Consider the following 17,168-nt stretch of genomic DNA (forward strand, 5'->3'; position numbering starts at 1 on the left):
GACCGGCCGGTAAAGGCGTAACTCAGGAAAGGACGGGTGGGGCGCGCGGCCTGCCCGAAGGGAAGGCGCCTAAGGGGAGGTCGTGGGTGACGGGCGGCGCGATCGTCTCGCGCGCGAGCACGAGGGCGGCAAGCGGAGCGGGCGCGGCGACCGAAGGCATCGCCACATGATGCTCGAGCAGATGGCAGTAGCCGCAGGCGCCGAATGCGTCGTCGTGCGAAAGATGCGGCGCGCTACCGGACTGCACCGGCTGCACGGCCGAGCAGAGCGTGGCGTCCGGCCCATGCGCGTGCTGCGCGGCGACGAGCTGGCTCACGAGCGGCGCAAGCACGATGAGCCACATGGCGACGAGGCCAAGCCATGCGGTCAGCAGTGAATGCTTGCGTGAATTCATGAGAATGAGAATGATTGCGCGGCGGAGTCTAACACGGCCTTTCGCGTTTGCGCACGCGCGCCCCCGGCCCTGAGGATGGCAATAAGCGCGGTGCGATGTCGCGGCCAGGGATGCTGTTGCGTTGCACCGAAACGCCCGAGGCTGGGGATTTCCTTACATCTTCGCGCGAACTCGATGCCCGCTGCATGGTCCTACACCCCCAAGGATGAGCGGTCATGGCCGCCGCAGGCGGCCGGGTGCCCACGCGCCGGATTGCGGGTTTGCCCCGGCGACGGCCATGCGCGCTATCCTGTAGCGCTTTGCGCGCGGCCCGGATGTCCACGACCGGGCCGGCGCGGGCACCCGAAGCCCCATTTGCACAGGAAAATCACGCAATGCGCCGACGTCAATTTCTTCTCAGCTCCGGTGCCGCTCTCGCCGCCAGCGGGCTTGCGCTTGCTGGCTGCACGACCACGCCGATCGGCTCGCAGAACAACGCCTCGCAGAACACGGCGAAGCGCAATTCGATTGACGCGGGCGTCGACGCCACGCTCGCACGCCTGTTCAACACGGTGAGCGGATCGCAGGAACTCATCTCGAAGTCGAGCGGCGTGCTCGTCTTTCCACAGGTCCTTTCGGCAGGCTTCTGGTTCGGCGGGCAGTACGGCACCGGCGCGCTGCGCGTGGATGGCCGCACGACGGGCTACTACAGCACCATTGCGGGCTCGTTCGGCCTGCAGATCGGCGCGCAGTCCAAGTCCATCATCTTCGCGTTCATGAATCCGGTCGCGCTCAACGATTTCACGAGCAGCCAGGGCTGGTCGGCAGGCGCGGACGCCACGGTGGCGCTCGTCACGGTGGGCGCGAACGGCAATGTCGATACCTCGACCGCCATGAGCCCCGTGGAAGCGTTCGTGCTGACCAACGCGGGCCTCATGGCCGGTGTGTCGCTGGAAGGCGTGAAGGTGTCGCGGCTCGTCATTTGACGCTGCCGCGCGCAGTTACGAGTTGGCATGAAAGGAGACGCACGCATGGCGACGCCCACGTACCGCCGCAAACACAAGATTCACTTCTCCGAGTGCGATCCCGCCGGTATCGTGTTCTATCCGCAGTATTTCGTCCTCTTCAACGATCTCGTCGAGTCGTGGATCGACGAGTTGTTGCCGCAGGAGGGCTATCACGGCGTGATAGGCGCTCGCCGTGTGGGCATGCCGACCGTGCGGCTCGAAGTGGATTTCAAGGCGGTCAGCAAGATGGGCGACGAGGTCTGGCTCTCGCTCGACGTCGAGCGCCTGGGCGGGGCGTCGCTCACGCTCGCGTGGGCCTGCACGGGCGTGGACGGCGTGCTGCGGATGGCGGCGCGCCAGACCATCGTGACCACCTCGCTCGACACTCACAAGTCGATTGGCATTCCTGAGGACATCCGCGACGCGATCGCGCGGGCGATGACGGCCGCCGCGCGCGATTGATCGCGACGGGTCATCGAGCCACGTTCAGGCGGCAGCGCCCAGCGCCGCCTGCAACGTGGCGAACGTCTTTTCGTCTGTGCGCTCGAAATGCAGCGGCGTGACCGAAACGCGGCCGGAGTTCACCACGGCCGTTTCGCTGTCGGGTCCGTTTTCGCGCGGGCCGCGATTGAAGCGCAGCCAGTGGTAGTCCATGCCGCGCGGGTCGATCTGCGGCACGACGTCGATGCCCTGCACGAGCCCGACACCCTGGCGCGTGACCGTGAGCGGGCCCGCGGCGCTCGCGTCGATATCGGGAAAATTCACGTTCAGGCAGACCGGTGCGTCATGCGCCACGGCGGCGAGGCGGCGGATCACGTCTGGAGCGAGCGCGCGGGCGGTGTCCCAGCGCACCCGCTCGCGGTCACGGAAGGTCTGGCTCAGGGCGATGGACGGCAGGCCGAGCAACAGGCCCGTCATCGCTGCGCCCACCGTGCCCGAGAACATCGTCTCCACGCCGAGGTTGCCGCCGCGGTTGATGCCCGAGAGCACGAGCGAAGGGCGCACGTCACCCATGAGCTGGCGCACCGCCATCACCACGCAGTCGCCCGGCGTGCCGAGCACGCCGAAGCGCCGCGCGCCGCGCCGGCTCACGCGCAGTGGCGTATGCAGGCTGATCGAGTGCGAGGTGCCGCTCTGGTCGTGCTCGGGCGCGACGACCCAGACTTCGTGCGCGAGTTCGGCGGCCACGGCTTCGAGCACGGCGAGGCCGGGCGCGTCGATGCCGTCGTCGTTGGTGAGGAGCACGCAGGGCAGTTTCGTATCGGTTGCGGTCATGGCTGGCTCTTCTTCGTTGCAGGTCGGGGAAAGGGCCATTATTCCAGAGTGCGTTCCGGGCGGCAGGTGTGCGGGACTTTTTAAACGGATTCGTAGCCTATCCGATATAGACTAGCGCGTCGGCGCCGTGAGGCGCGCCCTGCCGTGAGGAGAAGTACGTGAAGCCGCAAGCCATGCCGGACCTTGCCCGCATCCTGTTCGTTGTTGCCATACTCTGCGCGCTGACGATCGGCAGCCTCTACGTCATGCGCCCGTTCCTGCCGGGGTTGATCTGGGCGACGACCATCGTCGTCGCGACCTGGCCCGCCATGAAAGCCATCGAGCGGCGCTGCGGCAACCGCCGCTGGCTCGCCACGCTCATCATGCTGCTGATCCTTCTGGTCGTGATCGTGCTGCCGCTCTATGAAGCCATCTCGACGCTCGCGGTGCACGGCGGCGAGATCATGGAACTGATCCGCAAGCTGCCCGACTATGCGTTGACCGCGCCGCCGCAGTGGGTCAGCGACATCCCCGTGGTTGGCTCGCGCATTGCCGCCAAGTGGCAGGAGTTTTCGGACGCCGGCCCAGGCGGCCTGCTCGCGCAGCTCGAACCGTATGTTTCGATCGCGGCGCACTGGCTGATCGGCCACGCCGCTTCGGTGGGCGTGTTCGTCATGCACATGTTCATCACCGTCATCATCACAGGCATTCTGTACAGCAACGGCGAGCAGGCCGCCGACTACGTCACGCGCTTCGCCATGCGCGTGGCGCCCGCTTACGGCGAGCAGGCCGTCAAGCTCGCGGGCGCTTCGGTGCGCGCAGTGGCGCTCGGCATCGTCGTGACGGCGGTCCTGCAATCGGCGCTCGGCGGCATCGGCCTGTGGGTGGCCGGCGTGCCGGGCGCGGGCGTGCTCACGGCCGTGATGCTCATGCTGTGTCTCGCGCAGATCGGCCCGACGCTGCCGCTGCTCGGCGGCGTGATCTGGCTGTTCGTGCACGACGCGCACATTGCGGGCAGCCTGCTCGCGGTGTGGTCGGTGATGGTGGCCATGCTCGACAACCTCGTGCGGCCGGTGCTGATCCGGCGCGGCGTCAATCTGCCGATGCTGCTGATTCTCTCCGGCGTGCTCGGCGGCCTGTTCGCCTTCGGCATCGTCGGGCTCTTCATCGGGCCGGTGATCCTCGCCGTTTCGTCCACCTTGCTGAGCGCGTGGATACGCGACCCGGCGGCGCAGGTCCGCGGGGCGTCCAGTTCGGCTGCCCAGCAGGACGTTTGACGCCGAGCAGGAACGCCATCGATTAGCAAACGTCTCGTCTTGACGACGCGCAGTTCGATTCGACGTTACGATGACGTCTGAACTTCGCTTCGGCATTCGTTAGAGCAATCTTGCGGCGCTCGCGTGGGCATGCCTCGTGCCATTGCTGGTCGCGGGCAGCGCACCCGCGCGCGCCGCGCATCGCTTCCAGGGAGACGAAATGGCTCAGTTCAACTGCGATATCTGCGGCGTGCGCCCCGCTACGGTGCGGGTCGCCGTGTTGCAGGACGGCAGGCGGCGTTTTCTCGATGTCTGCGACTATCACTACGCGCAGCTCACGCGGCATCAGCGCACCTTGAGCCCGCTGGAAGCGCTGTTTCGCGCCTCGCAGCAGGCGGACGGCGCGGACGATGCCGGCGCCCCGGCCGGCGAACCCACGCCACAGGCCATGGAGGCGGGCGACGGCGCCATCGTCGAACGCTATTTCAGCGACGTGGCGCGTGAATTGCTCCAGCGCGCAGCGGAGCGGGCGGTTCAGTTCGGGCGGCGCGAGGTCGACACCGAGCATCTGCTTTACGAACTCGCGGGCAACGACGCAGGCGCGGCGATCCTCAAGCGTCTCGGCATTCAGCCCGACGATGTGCGCGCGTTCATCGACGCCAATGCGCAGAAGCGCGAAGGCGCGTCCGCGCCCGAGGACGGCCGCATCGGCGTCTCGCCGCGCCTCAAGGGCGCGCTCGACCGCGCGTTTCTCGTCTCGCGCGAACTGGGTCACAGCTACGTCGCGCCCGAGCATCTGCTCTTCGGTCTCACGCAGGTGCCGGAAAGTTTTGCGGGCCATCTGCTGGGCCGCTACGGCGTGACGCCCCAGAAGGTGCTGCAGCGGCTCGTGGAGGCCCAGGGCGACAAACGCGAGCGTCCTGCCGCGAAGGGGCCGAGCGCGACGCCGCAACTCGACCAGTACAGCCGCGATCTCACCGCGCTCGCGAGCGAGGGCAAGCTCGACCCCGTGATCGGCCGCTCGAGCGAGATCGAGACCGTGGTGGAAGTGCTGGCGCGCCGGCGCAAGAACAATCCGGTGCTGATCGGCGAACCGGGGGTGGGCAAGACCGCGATCGCCGAAGGCCTCGCGCAACGCATGCTCAACGGCGACGTGCCCGAATCGCTGCGCGGGCGGCGGCTCGTCGAGCTGAACGTCAACGGGCTGATCGCGGGCGCGAAGTATCGCGGCGAATTCGAAGAGCGCGTGAAGGGCGTGATGGAGGAAATCTCGGCGCAGCGCGAAAGCCTCGTGCTCTTCATCGACGAAGTGCACATGATCGTCGGCGCGGGCCAGGGCGGCGGCGAGGGCGGGCTCGACATCGCCAATGTCTTCAAGCCCGCGATGGCGCGCGGCGAACTGAACCTGATCGGCGCGACGACGCTATCCGAGTACCAGAAGTACATCGAGAAAGACGCGGCGCTCGAGCGGCGCTTTCAGCCCGTGTTCGTCTCCGAGCCGAGCGTCGATCAGACGATCAATATCCTGCGCGGCTTGCGCGACAAGCTCGAAGTGCATCACCACGTCACCATTCGCGACGACGCGCTCGTGTCGGCGGCCGAGCTGTCGGACCGCTACGTGATGGGGCGCTTCCTGCCCGACAAGGCCATCGACCTGGTGGACCAGGCGGCGGCGCGCGTGCATCTTTCGGCCACCTCGCGGCCTGCGGCGATCCTCGAACTCGAAGCGGAACTGGCACAGTTGCGGCGCGAGCAGGACTACGCGGCGACGCGCAAGAACTTCGAGCGCGCCCATGCGCTGGACGAGCCGATTGCCGACAAGGAAAAGGCGCTCACGCAGGCCACCAGTGACTGGAAAGGGCAGCTCGGCACCGTGACCTCCGACGTGACGAGCGAAGACGTCGCGGAGATCGTCTCGAAGCTCACGGGCGTGCCGGTCACGCAACTGACCGCCGAGGAGCGCACGCGGCTGCTCGAAATGGAACAGCGGCTGCATGAGCGCGTGATCGGCCAGGAGCAGGCCATCGTAGCGGTCAGTGACGCGGTGCGCCGTTCGCGCGCCGGGCTGCGGCGCGGCCGGCGGCCCACGGCGGTCTTTCTGTTCCTCGGACCGACCGGCGTCGGCAAGACGGAGCTTGCGAAGGCGCTGGCCGAAGTGGTGTTCGGCGACGAAGACGCCATCGTGCGCATCGACATGAGCGAGTACATGGAGCGCCACGCGGTGTCGCGGCTGATCGGCTCGCCGCCGGGTTACGTCGGCTATGACGAAGGCGGCCAGTTGACCGAGAAGGTCCGCCGCCGCCCATATTGCGTGATCCTGCTCGACGAAATCGAGAAAGCGCACGCAGACGTCTACAACGTGCTGCTGCAGGTGTTCGACGATGGCCGGCTCACCGACGGCAAGGGGCGCGTGGTCGACTTCAGCAATACGGTCGTGATCGCAACGAGCAATCTCGGTTCCGACGTGGTCTCGGGGCAAAAACGCTCGGGGCCCGGTTTTCTTTCGAGCGCCGAAGGGTCGATGCAGGGCGCCGTGATGGGCGAGCTGCGCCAGCATTTCCGGCCCGAGTTCCTGAATCGCATCGACGATATCATCATGTTCCAGCCGCTCACCAGCGACGAGCTACGCGCGATCGTGCGGCTGCAACTCGAACAGGTCCGGCGCATGGCGCGCAGCCAGGACATCGACCTGACGTTCGACGACAGCGTGATCGATTACCTCGCGGCGGAGGGGTATCGGCCGGAATTCGGCGCACGCGAGTTGAAGCGCAAGATGCAGCAGGCGGTGGAGAACGAACTCGCGAAGGAAATGCTCAAGGGCGGCGTGAAAGAGGGCGCCAAAGTCGTATGCCGTTACGACGCGGCGGGCAAACGCATGGCATTCGCGTTGCGGGGGGCGGGCGAAAGCTGATGCAGGCGGCCGGGCGTGGTTGCCCGTGCTCGCGCGCCTAGCGCACCAGCTTCGGGCGCGAGACGGGTTTGACGCCCGGACGTTCGACGGCCCGCCGGATCCTGGCGAGCAGGTCGCCCTCGTGGAATCGCCGGTCCTCCGCGAAGCGCTCGGCGACCGTGAGATAGGCGCCGTGCAGGCGGCTCATGATGTCCTCGCCTTCGGACTGCCGCAGGCCGAGGCGCCGGGCGAAGGCATGGAGCTCCGCCGGCAGCGGGAACGTCTTGCTCCGGTTGAGGTTGAGCGCCATGCGCCCGTCGAGATCCGGATAGATGTCCGTGCACACCACGTCGAACACCGGAGCGAGCCGGCGCGGACCGGTCGGATCGATATAGAGGATTCCCAGGTTCTTCATGTGGGCATCGCCGTCGCGCAACAGGCACGAGAGGGCGATGCGCTCGAACAGGCGGCGTTTCTGCGCCGGGTCCGAGCGCGTATAGATGTCCACCGCCTTGGCGATCATCTCGTAGCTGCCTTCGTATTTCGCCTTGCCGGTGAGCACGCTCATGTCCTCGAAGCCGATGGGCTTGCCGTCCGCCTCGCGATCGAAGCGCGACATGACGAACAGCTTGCCGTCTTCGGAAAGCCAGAAGTCCGGGACTTCGAGCGCCGCCTCTTTCGCCACCGACATGCAGAAGTATTCGTTGCGCGCGAGCCCGGGGAAATCGTCGCCTTCGGCCTTCACGATCACCGTGCGCAGGGGCAGTGCCGTGTGTTCGGCGGGACGCGCGGCGGTTTCGTGGGCGAGCGGAACGACCGCCTTCGGCTGTACGCCGGAGATGCCCGAGCCGAGCGCGTAGCGGTCGATCAGGCGCTCGAACAGCCGGCCCGACGGCGAGGAAAGCAATTCGTCCAGACGTTCGCCGTCGCTTTGCGGCACCCGTTCTCCCGGCACGGAATAGGTGAGCCGCCCGATCTGATTGGTGCCGGCGAGAAAGAGCAGAAACATGTCGCTGGGCGCGCCGTAACGCGCGAGCCGTTCCTCGATGACGAAGCGCAGGTAGCCCTCTGGCCGGTTCATCGCGAAGATGCCCATCAGGTCGCCGCTCGCATAACTCTGGCGCCGCACCGGCATGGTGAGCGAGACCGCCGCCGTGTCCGCCGCGTCGCCGTAATTGAAGACGAAGCGGCTTTCGCGCGCGAGCAGACCGCTCGGTCCCTGCGGCGTATGGACTTCCAGGTTGCGGATTTCGCGCAGGAGCCTTTCGAGGTCGAATGCGGCGCTGGCAGTCATTCGTCGTCCCTGAATATGTCGTTCAGGTCCTCGAGGATGACGGTATCCATGGGGCGCAGCACGACTTCATAGCCGAGCGCGTTCACGAGACGGCAGAGTTCGCGTACGCCGACGTTGCCGGCGTGTTCGGCATTCGTGACGGTGCGGCGGGCGACGCCCGCGTGCTCGGCCAGGGCCTGCTGGGTCAGCTTGCGCTCGCGGCGCGTCGCGCGCAGGCCTTCTGCCAGGCGCTCGACGTTGGAGATCGATAGGTTCGCAGATTTTTTGCGCATCATGGTGCGCATTATAGTCGTTATTGACCAATTTGCGCATAATTCTGCGCATCAAGGCGACTGGGGCTCTGCGATGGGAAATGCGCGCAATTTTGCACAGAGCTGCGGGTGAAACGCCGATATGCGCATGATTTTGCGCAAATCTGCGTTTCAGGGCGGCGATATCGGGCCGCGATACGTGATCGTAAAGAATTCAACGGTTTACGTAGTATTTCTTTCACCGCACACCGCTTCACATCGACCGCAACGCCGAGCGCTTGAGCTTGCCGGTCTCGGTACGAGGCAACGCATCAATAAAAGCGATCAGGCGCGGATATTTGTACGCCGCCACCGCGTTCTTCACGAAGTTCTGCAACTCGGCGACCAGGGCGTCGCCGGCGCTGAAGCCCGGGCGCAAGACGACGAAGGCTTTCACCACCTGGCCGCGCACTTCGTCGGGCACGCCCGTTACGCCGCACTCGGCCACGGCGGGGTGCTGCATGAGCACTGTCTCGACTTCGGGCCCCGCGATGTTGTAGCCCGACGAAACGATCATGTCGTCGGAGCGGGCCTGATAGAACACATAGCCGTCGGCGTCGATCGATACGGCGTCGCCGGGCAGGTTCCAGCCGCCGCGCACGAACACGGCCTGGCGCTCGTCGGAGAGATAGCGGCAGCCGGTCGGGCCACGCACGGCGAGATTGCCCGTCACGCCGGGCGGCACCGGCTGCAGGTCATTGTCCAGCGCCTGCACGACGTAGCCAGGCACCGCGCGGCCGATCGAGCCGGGGCGCACCTCGGCGCCCGCGGACGACACGAAGATATGAATCAGCTCGGTGCCGCCAATGCCGTCGATCATCTCGATGCCCGTCGCCTCGCGCCATAGTTCGCGGGTGGCCTGCGGCAGCGCCTCCCCGGCGGAGACCGTCTTGCGCAGGCTGGTCAGGTCGTATTGCGTGACGAGCGCCGCCATCTGCCGGTAAAACGTGGGTGCGGTAAAGACGATGGTCGCGTGAAAGCGCTGGATCGTGTCCAGCAGCAGCGCCGGCGTGAGCTTTTCGATCAGCACCGTCGACGCGCCGACGCGCAGCGGGAAACACAGCAGCCCGCCCAGCCCGAACGTGAACGCGAGCGGCGGCGTGCCGCAGAACACGTCCTCGGCCGTGGGCTTCAGGATGTGACGCGGGAACAGGTCGCACATGGCGATCACGTCGCGGTGAAAGTGCATGCAGCCCTTGGGCATGCCCGTCGTGCCGCTCGTGAAGGCGATCAGGCAGACGTCATCGCTGGCCGTGTCGCAGGCCGTGAAGTCGGCGGGCTTGTCTGCCGCGAGCGCTTCCAGCGTGCCCGGCGCCGTGTCGTGAAAGTAGCAGACCTGCTTGACGCCTTCGCAAAAGAATTCGTCGGCGGGGTCCATGCAGCGCGCGAGTTCCTCTGTGAGCCGCACGTCGCACAACGCCGCGCAAACCTGCGCCTTGTCCGCAATCTGTTTGAGCTCCTTCGCGCGCAAGAGCGGCATGGTGGGAATCACCACGAGGCCAGCCTTGAGCGACGCGAGAAACGCCACCGCCATTTGCAGCGTGTTCGGCCCGCGCAACAGGACGCGGTTGCCCGGCTGCAGGCCCATGTCTTCCACCAGCACGCGGGCGCTGCGATTGACGAGCGCGAGCAGCTCGGCATAGGTGGTGGCTTGCGGTTTGCCGTCGATGTCCGACCAGATGGCCGGGCGCTCGCCGTGCCCGGCCTCGATCGCGCGGTCCAGCAACTCGACCGCGGAATTCATGCGCGCAGGGTAGGCAACGTCGGGATTGTCGAGCAGCATGTCGGGCCACTGCGACTCGGGCGGCAGATGATCGCGCGCGAACGTATCGACATGGGCGGTGGGTTGCATGGCGTCTCCGGCTGTCTGTATGAGCTGATCGTGCTGTTGCGTGGGCGGCGGGTTATCGGCGCGTTATCGGCGCGTGAGACGCGCGTCGTCGGGAATCACGGCCGTCGCTTCGATTTCCACTTTGGCGTCGTCTTCCATGAGGGCGACCACCTGCACCGCGCTCATGGCGATGTCGTAGTCGCCGATCAGCTCGCGAAACGCAGCGCCAATTTCCTTCAGCGATGCCAGGTACTCCTTCTTGTCGATGACGTACCAGGTCATGCGCACGAGGTGCTCGGGCCTGCCGCCCGCGGTGTCGAGAACGGCAACGATATTGCGCAGCGCCTGCACGGCCTGCGCGCCGAATTCGCGGCTCGTGAAGCGCGCGTTCTCGTCCCAGCCGATCTGGCCGGCGATATAGACCTGCGTGCCGGCGGCGGCGACGCCGTTGGCATAACCGCGCGGCTTGACCCAGCCTGCGGGAAGAAGGGCTCGTTTCATGTTTCGTCCGGTTCCGTAGAGAAGCGTCGCGCAGCGGGCGCTTACGCGACGTTGTATGCCTTGAGCAAGTCACGCCCGACAATGAGCTGCTGCACCTCGGTCGCGCCCTCGTAAATGCGCAGCGAGCGAATCTCGCGGTAGAGCGATTCGACGACGTTGCCGCTTTGCACGCCCATGCCGCCCCAGAGTTGCACGGCTGCATCGATCACCTGCTGAGCGCCTTCGCTGGCATGCCACTTCGCCATGGCGGCTTCGCGCGTCACGCTTTCGCCCTGGTCGCGCAGCCACGCGGCGCGATAGACGAGCAGTGCGCTGCTGTCGATGGTGAGCGCCATTTGTGCGAGCTTGGCCTGGGTCAGCTGAAAATCGCCGAGCGTCTGGCCGAACATCTTGCGCGAAGCGGCGCGCGCGAGTCCTTCGGACATCGCGCGGCGCGCGAAGCCGAGCGAAGCCGCGGCAACCGAGGTGCGGAAAATATCGAGCGTGCGCATGGCGATCTTGAAACCTTCGCCCGGCGCGCCGAGCATCTGGCTGCGCTTCACGCGCGCGCCAGTGAAGCGCAGGCGCGCGAGCGGATGCGGTGCGATCACGTCGATGCGTTCGGCGATTTCGAGCCCGGGGGTGTCGGCATCGACCACGAACGCGCTGATGCCGCGCGAGCCCGGCGCCTCGCCGGTGCGGGCGAACACCACGTAGAAGTCGGCGATGCCGCCGTTCGAGATCCACGTTTTTTCGCCGACGAGCACGTAGTCGTCGCCCTCGGCCCGTGCGGCGAGCGCCATCGCGGCAACGTCGGAGCCCGCTTCGGGTTCGGAGAGCGCAAACGCGGCGATCGCTTCGCCGCGCGCGACGCGCGGCAGATAGCGCGACTTTTGCGCTTCGTTGCCAGCCAGCGAGATCGCGCCGGAACCGAGGCCCTGCATGGCGAGCGCGAAGTCGGCGAGACCCGAGTGCTTCGCGAGCGTTTCGCGCAACAGGCAGACGGCGCGTGTGTCGATCGTGTCGCCATGGCCGCCGTAAGCGATGCCGCCCACGCCGAAGCGCAGCCAGCCGGCTTCGCCCAGCTTGCGCACGAGCGCGCGGCAGGTCGCATCGACGTCGTCGTGCGGCACGTGGGCGAGATGCTCACGCGCCCACGCTTCGATTCCCGCGCCGAGCGCGCGATGGCGATCTTCGAAGAACGGCCACGCGAGCGCGTCGTGGAGATTCGTTTCAACGGCAGCGTTCAATTCAGTCTCCTTCGAAAACCGGACGCGTTTTGGCCGCGAACGCCTCATAGGCGCGGCCGAAATCGCGCGTGGCCATGCAGATCGCCTGCGCCTGCGCTTCGGACTCGATGGCCTCGTCGATGCTCATGGTCCATTCCTGATGCAGCATCGTCTTCGTGATGCCGTGCGCAAAGGTCGGGCCGGACGCGAGATCGGCGGCGAGCTTCTGTGCCTCGGCGAGCAGCGTTGCGGGCTCGCAGATGCGGTTGTAGAAGCCCCATGCGTGGCCTTCTTCTCCGCTTGCGGAGCGGCCCGTATACAGCAGTTCGGCCGCGCGGCCCTGACCGATGATGCGTGGCAGGATCGCGCACGCGCCCATGTCGCAGCCCGCGAGCCCTACGCGTGTGAAGAGGAACGCGAGCTTGCTGCGCGCGGTGGCGTAGCGCATGTCGGAGGCCATGGCGAGAATCGCGCCCGCGCCGGCGCAGACGCCGTCCACGGCGGCGATGATCGGCTGCGGGCAGTGGCGCATGGCTTTCACGAGGTCGCCCGTCATGCGCGTGAACATCAGCAGTTCGGGCATCGGCAGATCGATGAGCGGCGCGATGATGTCGCGCACGTCGCCGCCCGAGCAGAAGTTTTCGCCCGCGCCATGGAGCACGATGGCCTTCACGTCCGTCGCATAGGCGAGCTGGCGAAACAGATCGCGCAGTTCTGCATACGATTCGAACGTGAGCGGATTCTTTCGTTCGGGGCGGTTCAGGGTGATGGTCGCCACGCGGCCTTGCACCGACCAGCCGAAGTGTTGCGCCTCATAGCCGGCGAGCGTGACGCGGTTGCCCGCGAAGAGCGCTTCGGCGCTGGAACGTGTCGTCAAGATAGGTCTCCCGGATCTTTGCAATTGCAGTGTGTTCAGCTTTCGAGCCCGTTGCGCAGATGTTGTTTGAGCTTGCCGAGCCGCTCGTGCATCTTCGACTTCTCGTCGAGCGAGAGGCCGCCGAACAGTTCCACCACCCATTGCTCGTGCGCGGCCGCCATGCGGTCGAAGAGGGCGCGGCCCTCGGGCGTGAGGCGCACCACGAAGGCACGCCGGTCGTCGGGGGCGACGTCGCGCACGACGAGGCCTTCCTTTTCGAGCTGATCGGTAATGCCCGTGACGTTGCCGCCCGTCACCATCAGGCGGCGCGAGAGTTCCGTCATGCGCAGACCTTCCGGGTGGCGCTCGAGTTGCGCCATCAGGTCGAAGCGTGGCAGCGTCGTATCGAACTCGACGCGCAGGCGGCGGCGCAATTCGGCCTGCACGAGGTTCGTCGTGGTGAGCAGGCGCAGCCACAGGCGCAGGCCCATGTGGCTGTCGGCGCCCGTGCTCATTTCCATGTCGACGACATTCTCCGCCGGCTTTTCGACGCCCTTGCGCGGCGCTTTCGTTGCGGCCTTCGCGGTGGCGTTCTTGCGCGTGGATGCGGGCGATGTCATGTGATTTCTCCACCGGAAACGGATAGGGACTGGCCCGTGATCGCGGACGATCCTGGCGCGCACAGCCACAGCACGGCGTTGGCGACTTCTTCCGGCGTGACGAAACGCTGCTGCGGGTTGTGGCGCACGAGGATGCTGCGCGCCTCGGCTTCGCTGCGCGAAGTCTTGCGCGTGATCTGTTCGAGCGACGCCTGCAGCAGTTCCGTTTCCGTGTAACCGGGGCACACGGCGTTCACGGTTACGCCCTGGGTGGCCACTTCGAGCGCGAGCGCGCGCGTCATGCCGATCACGCCATGTTTCGAGGCGCAATAGGCGGCGACATACGGGTAGCCGACCTGGCCCGCCGTGCTCGCGACATTGACGATGCGTCCGGCCTTGCGCTCGAGCATGCCGGGCAGCACCGCGCGCGTGCACAGAAACGCGCCGGTGAGATTCACGTCGAGCATGCGTTTCCACAGCGCGAGGTCGGTTTGCGTGAACGGGGCGGCCTGAGCCTGGCCCGCGTTGTTCACGAGGATATCGACGGCGCCGAGCGTTTCCGCCGCACGCGCGAACGCCGCGTTCACGGCGTCTTCGTCGGTGATATCGACGCTCACGCAAGCCACGTTCTCGCCGCCGCCGAGCGCGGCACGCTGGGCGTCGAGCCGCGCGGCGTCGCGGCCCATCAGCGTGACGCGCGCGCCGGCATGCAGGAGCGCGGCCGCCGTCGCCGCGCCGATGCCGCTGCCGCCGCCGGTCACGACGGCATGACGATCGTTCAGGATTGCATGGTTCATGCTCACACGGTTCCTTCGGCGCGTTGCGCACGCTCGATCGGCGACAGGCCGGCCGCGGCTGCCGCTGCGGCGCGTTCGCGCTCGATGTTGCGTTCGAGTTGGGTCTTGGCCGCCATGTACTGGTTCGGCCACTTGATGTCGAGATAGCCGATGCGCGCCGCTTCGGTGAGCGTCCACGAGGGGTTGGCCAGGTGCGGCCGCGCCACGGCGCACAGGTCGGCGCGCCCGGCCGCGATGATGCCGTTCACGTGATCCGCCTCGGAAATCGCCCCGACGGCGATCGTCGCGATGCCCGCTTCGTTGCGGATGCGGTCGGCGAAGGGCGTCTGGAACATGCGGCCGAAGACGGGCTTTTCTTCCTTGCTCACCTGGCCCGACGATACGTCGATCATGTCCGCGCCTGCCGCCTTGAACGCGCGCGCGATTTCGATGGCGTCGTCGGGCGTGTTGCCGCCTTCCACCCAGTCGTGTGCCGAGACGCGTACTGAAATGGGCTTGTTTTCCGGCCAGACCGCGCGCATCGCCTTGAAAACCTCGAGCGGATAGCGCAGCCGGTTTTTGATCGATCCGCCGTACTCGTCGGTGCGCTGGTTCGTGAGCGGCGAGAGGAAGCTGGAAAGCAGATAGCCGTGCGCGCAGTGCAATTCGAGCCAGTCGAAGCCCGCTTCGTCTGCCATTTGCGTGGCTTGGACGAATTGCGCCTCGATGTCGCGCAGTTCCTGGGTGCTCGCTTCATGCGACCACTGGCTCACACCGCGCAGATATTGCTGCGGCGAAGCGGAGACGAGCGGCCAGTTGCCGTCGTCGAGCGGCTGGTCGATGCCTTCCCATGCCACGCGCGTCGAGCCCTTGGCGCCGGAATGGCCGAGCTGCATGCCGATTTTCGCGTCCGAGTTCGCATGCACGAAATCGACGATGCGCTTCCACGCCTGCACATGCTCGGGCGCATACATGCCGGGGCAGGCGGGCGTAATGCGGGCCTCGGGCGAGACGCAGGTCATCTCGGTCATCACGAGAGCTGCGCCGCCCATGGCGCGCGCGCCCAGATGCATGAGGTGATAGTCGCCGGCTACGCCGTCATGGGCGGAGTACTGTGCCATCGGCGAGACGATCACGCGGTTTTTCAACGTCACGCCACGCACCGTATAAGGCGTGAACATGGGCGGCACGGCGCGCGCCTCGCCACCCGCGCGTTGCGCGAGCCACGTTTCGAAGCCGGACAGATAATGCGCGTCGCGCTCGCGCAGATTTTCGTGCGAGATGCGCTGCGAGCGTGTGAGCAACGAATAGGCGAACTGCTCCGGATCGAACGTCGCGTAGCGGTCCACGTGCTCGAACCACTCCGTGGAATTGCGCGCAGCGTTCTGAATGCGCAGGACGTCCACGCTACGCACGTTCGTGTAGTGCGTGAGCGCCGCGCGCAGGTCGCCGGGGTGAGCCTCCATGCTGTTGGCGAGTTCGATCGCGTCTTCGAGCGCGAGCTTCGTGCCCGAGCCGATCGAGAAGTGCGCGGTGTGCGCCGCGTCGCCCATCAGCACGACAGGCGTTTGCTTGCCGTCGGCCGCGGTTTTCCAGTGCACCCATTCGCGATTGACGACGCGCGGAAAGCGGATCCATTGCGATGAGCCGCGCAGATGCGACGCATTCGAGCGTAGCGCGTGGCCGTCGAGATAGCGCGCGAACAGCTTCTCGCAGAACGCGATGCTGTCTTCCTTGCTCATGGTGTCGAGGCCGGCTGCGCGCCACACGTGATCGGGCGTTTCGACGATGAACGTCGAGGTGTTGTCGTCGAACCGGTAGGCGTGCGCCTGGAACCAGCCCCATTCGGTTTCTTCGAACGCGAACGTGAACGCGTCGAAGAGTTTCGAGGTGCCGAGCCACACGAAGCGGCAATTGCGCAAATCGATATCGGGCTGATAGGTAGCGGCGTACTTCTGGCGCGTGGCGCTGTTCAGGCCGTCGCTCGCGATGATGAGATCCGCCTGGGTGACGTCGTCGTCGGTGATCTGCGATTCGAACACGAGCTTCACGCCGAGCGCTTCGCAACGCGCCTGCAGGATGTTGAGCAGACGCTTGCGGCCTATGCCGCAGAAGCCATGGCCCGACGAGCGGATCGCGCTGCCGCGAAAGTGAATCTCGATGTCGTCCCAATGATTGAAGGCGTCGAGAATTTCGTCCGCGCTTTCGGGGTCGGCCGCGCGCAGGTTACCCAGCGTCTGGTCCGAGAACACCACGCCCCAGCCGAACGTGTCGTACGGGCGGTTCCGTTCGATTACGGTGATTTCGTAGTCGGGGTGACGGCGCTTCATCAAAAGGCCGAAATAGAGGCCTGCGGGCCCGCCACCCATGCAAACAATGCGCATGCTCGCTCCTTCGTTCAGTCTGCAAGCTCAATGTAGGTCCAATTACTTTAGGTGTCAAGTAATTCGCGTGCGAGGACGGGATGACCCTGGGCGCGGTGGTGATCCTGGAAATAAAAACCGTCATCCGTAAATAAAAGCCGTTAGTGGATTCCGTAATATGGAATGCGAGCAACTACATGACGTCTGCTGAGCGATCGGTCGCGCTTGGGCGCGAGTGTTCTGACTCTGAGCCTCGTGCCGTGTGAAAGCACGTGCGGAACCCAATAGTGGCGCGCCTTTGCAGGCGTTTCTACGTCGGGGGATGGACTCTACAGGGACGTGAACATGTGAACGATCAGCAAGCAAGTCGCTAAGAATTGGGGCCGTAACATATATGGAGAAGGTGCGCCGGAAGGGCTTCCCGACTTAAGGGAAGACCTTCGTGGAGAAGAAGGACTGCGAGAAGTGGATCCGGGCGGCGGAGGCCGCGCTGGATCACGGGCATCTTGACCAGCCGAAGGCCCTGAAGCCGCACGCGGGCGGATTAGACACGTAAGCGGCGTTCTGCGCCGGTATCGGGATAAGGTCTGCCCGGACCATCGGGGTGGCGAGATGCTTCAGCGCTACACGCACCTTCAAGCGTGCGAGGTAGTCGAGATGCTGAGCCAGC

At 66.0% G+C, this 17,168-nt stretch carries 15 protein-coding genes; 4 read left to right on the forward strand and 11 right to left on the reverse strand.

Going from position 1 to position 17,168, the window contains the following annotated elements; genetic code table 11:
- Window positions 1–22: 22 nt before the first annotated feature.
- Complete coding sequence (locus tag AB4Y44_RS08860; protein WP_368699259.1) at window positions 23–394, reverse strand: DUF2946 domain-containing protein; 372 nt, start codon at window positions 392–394, stop codon at window positions 23–25.
- 374 nt (window positions 395–768) lie between these two features.
- On the opposite strand from AB4Y44_RS08860, the gene AB4Y44_RS08865 reads away from it, so the two are divergent.
- Together AB4Y44_RS08865 and AB4Y44_RS08870 are read left to right on the forward strand one after the other, a co-directional pair.
- The gene (locus AB4Y44_RS08865) at window positions 769–1,359 is read left to right on the forward strand and encodes a YSC84-related protein (protein WP_342920843.1); all 591 of its coding nucleotides are present in this window, start codon (window positions 769–771) and stop codon (window positions 1,357–1,359) included.
- 45 nt (window positions 1,360–1,404) lie between these two features.
- Window positions 1,405–1,842 (forward strand): thioesterase family protein, encoded by a 438-nt coding sequence (locus tag AB4Y44_RS08870; RefSeq protein ID WP_028203609.1) that lies wholly within the window; start codon window positions 1,405–1,407, stop codon window positions 1,840–1,842.
- Window positions 1,843–1,866: 24 nt separating this feature from the next.
- Here the strand turns inward: AB4Y44_RS08870 and surE are convergent, their stop codons facing one another.
- On the reverse strand, window positions 1,867–2,655 hold the full coding sequence (gene surE, locus AB4Y44_RS08875; protein WP_368699260.1) for a 5'/3'-nucleotidase SurE: 789 nt from the start codon (window positions 2,653–2,655) through the stop codon (window positions 1,867–1,869).
- A gap of 173 nt (window positions 2,656–2,828) precedes the next feature.
- Here surE and ydiK point away from each other — a divergent pair, with 173 nt between their 5' ends.
- Together ydiK and AB4Y44_RS08885 are read left to right on the forward strand one after the other, a co-directional pair.
- Window positions 2,829–3,911, forward strand: coding sequence for an AI-2E family transporter YdiK (ydiK, locus tag AB4Y44_RS08880; RefSeq protein WP_342920906.1), 1,083 nt, complete (start codon window positions 2,829–2,831; stop codon window positions 3,909–3,911).
- A gap of 199 nt (window positions 3,912–4,110) precedes the next feature.
- On the forward strand, window positions 4,111–6,801 hold the full coding sequence (locus AB4Y44_RS08885; protein ID WP_342920840.1) for an ATP-dependent Clp protease ATP-binding subunit: 2,691 nt from the start codon (window positions 4,111–4,113) through the stop codon (window positions 6,799–6,801).
- A gap of 37 nt (window positions 6,802–6,838) precedes the next feature.
- Here AB4Y44_RS08885 and AB4Y44_RS08890 read toward each other — a convergent pair whose 3' ends face one another.
- The 9 genes from AB4Y44_RS08890 to AB4Y44_RS08930 form a co-directional block, all read right to left on the reverse strand.
- Window positions 6,839–8,074, reverse strand: a complete 1,236-nt coding sequence (locus tag AB4Y44_RS08890) for a type II toxin-antitoxin system HipA family toxin (protein ID WP_368699261.1) — start codon at window positions 8,072–8,074, stop codon at window positions 6,839–6,841.
- Window positions 8,071–8,358: a helix-turn-helix domain-containing protein gene (locus tag AB4Y44_RS08895; protein WP_368699262.1), complete on the reverse strand. Its 288-nt coding sequence runs from the start codon at window positions 8,356–8,358 to the stop codon at window positions 8,071–8,073. Before AB4Y44_RS08895 ends, AB4Y44_RS08890 begins: the two co-directional genes overlap by 4 nt.
- 220 nt (window positions 8,359–8,578) lie before the next feature.
- On the reverse strand, window positions 8,579–10,216 hold the full coding sequence (locus AB4Y44_RS08900) for an AMP-binding protein (RefSeq protein ID WP_368699263.1): 1,638 nt from the start codon (window positions 10,214–10,216) through the stop codon (window positions 8,579–8,581).
- A 63-nt stretch (window positions 10,217–10,279) separates the two neighbouring features.
- Window positions 10,280–10,696, reverse strand: coding sequence for a RidA family protein (locus AB4Y44_RS08905; RefSeq protein WP_342920836.1), 417 nt, complete (start codon window positions 10,694–10,696; stop codon window positions 10,280–10,282).
- Between the two features lie 41 nt (window positions 10,697–10,737).
- Window positions 10,738–11,925, reverse strand: a complete 1,188-nt coding sequence (locus AB4Y44_RS08910; protein WP_342920835.1) for an acyl-CoA dehydrogenase family protein — start codon at window positions 11,923–11,925, stop codon at window positions 10,738–10,740.
- 1 nt (window position 11,926) lies between these two features.
- Complete coding sequence (locus AB4Y44_RS08915) at window positions 11,927–12,781, reverse strand: enoyl-CoA hydratase family protein (protein WP_368699264.1); 855 nt, start codon at window positions 12,779–12,781, stop codon at window positions 11,927–11,929.
- A 35-nt stretch (window positions 12,782–12,816) separates the two neighbouring features.
- Window positions 12,817–13,380: a MarR family winged helix-turn-helix transcriptional regulator gene (locus AB4Y44_RS08920; RefSeq protein WP_069261929.1), complete on the reverse strand. Its 564-nt coding sequence runs from the start codon at window positions 13,378–13,380 to the stop codon at window positions 12,817–12,819.
- Window positions 13,377–14,156 carry an SDR family NAD(P)-dependent oxidoreductase gene (locus tag AB4Y44_RS08925; protein ID WP_368699265.1) on the reverse strand — a complete coding sequence of 260 codons (780 nt, stop codon included), beginning with the start codon at window positions 14,154–14,156 and terminating at the stop codon, window positions 13,377–13,379. Before AB4Y44_RS08925 ends, AB4Y44_RS08920 begins: the two co-directional genes overlap by 4 nt.
- 2 nt (window positions 14,157–14,158) lie before the next feature.
- Window positions 14,159–16,519, reverse strand: coding sequence for a bifunctional salicylyl-CoA 5-hydroxylase/oxidoreductase (locus tag AB4Y44_RS08930; protein WP_368699266.1), 2,361 nt, complete (start codon window positions 16,517–16,519; stop codon window positions 14,159–14,161).
- Window positions 16,520–17,168: the final 649 nt, after the last annotated feature.

Origin of the sequence: Paraburkholderia sp. BR10937 (assembly GCF_040965695.1) — a bacterium.
Taxonomy (GTDB): domain Bacteria; phylum Pseudomonadota; class Gammaproteobacteria; order Burkholderiales; family Burkholderiaceae; genus Paraburkholderia.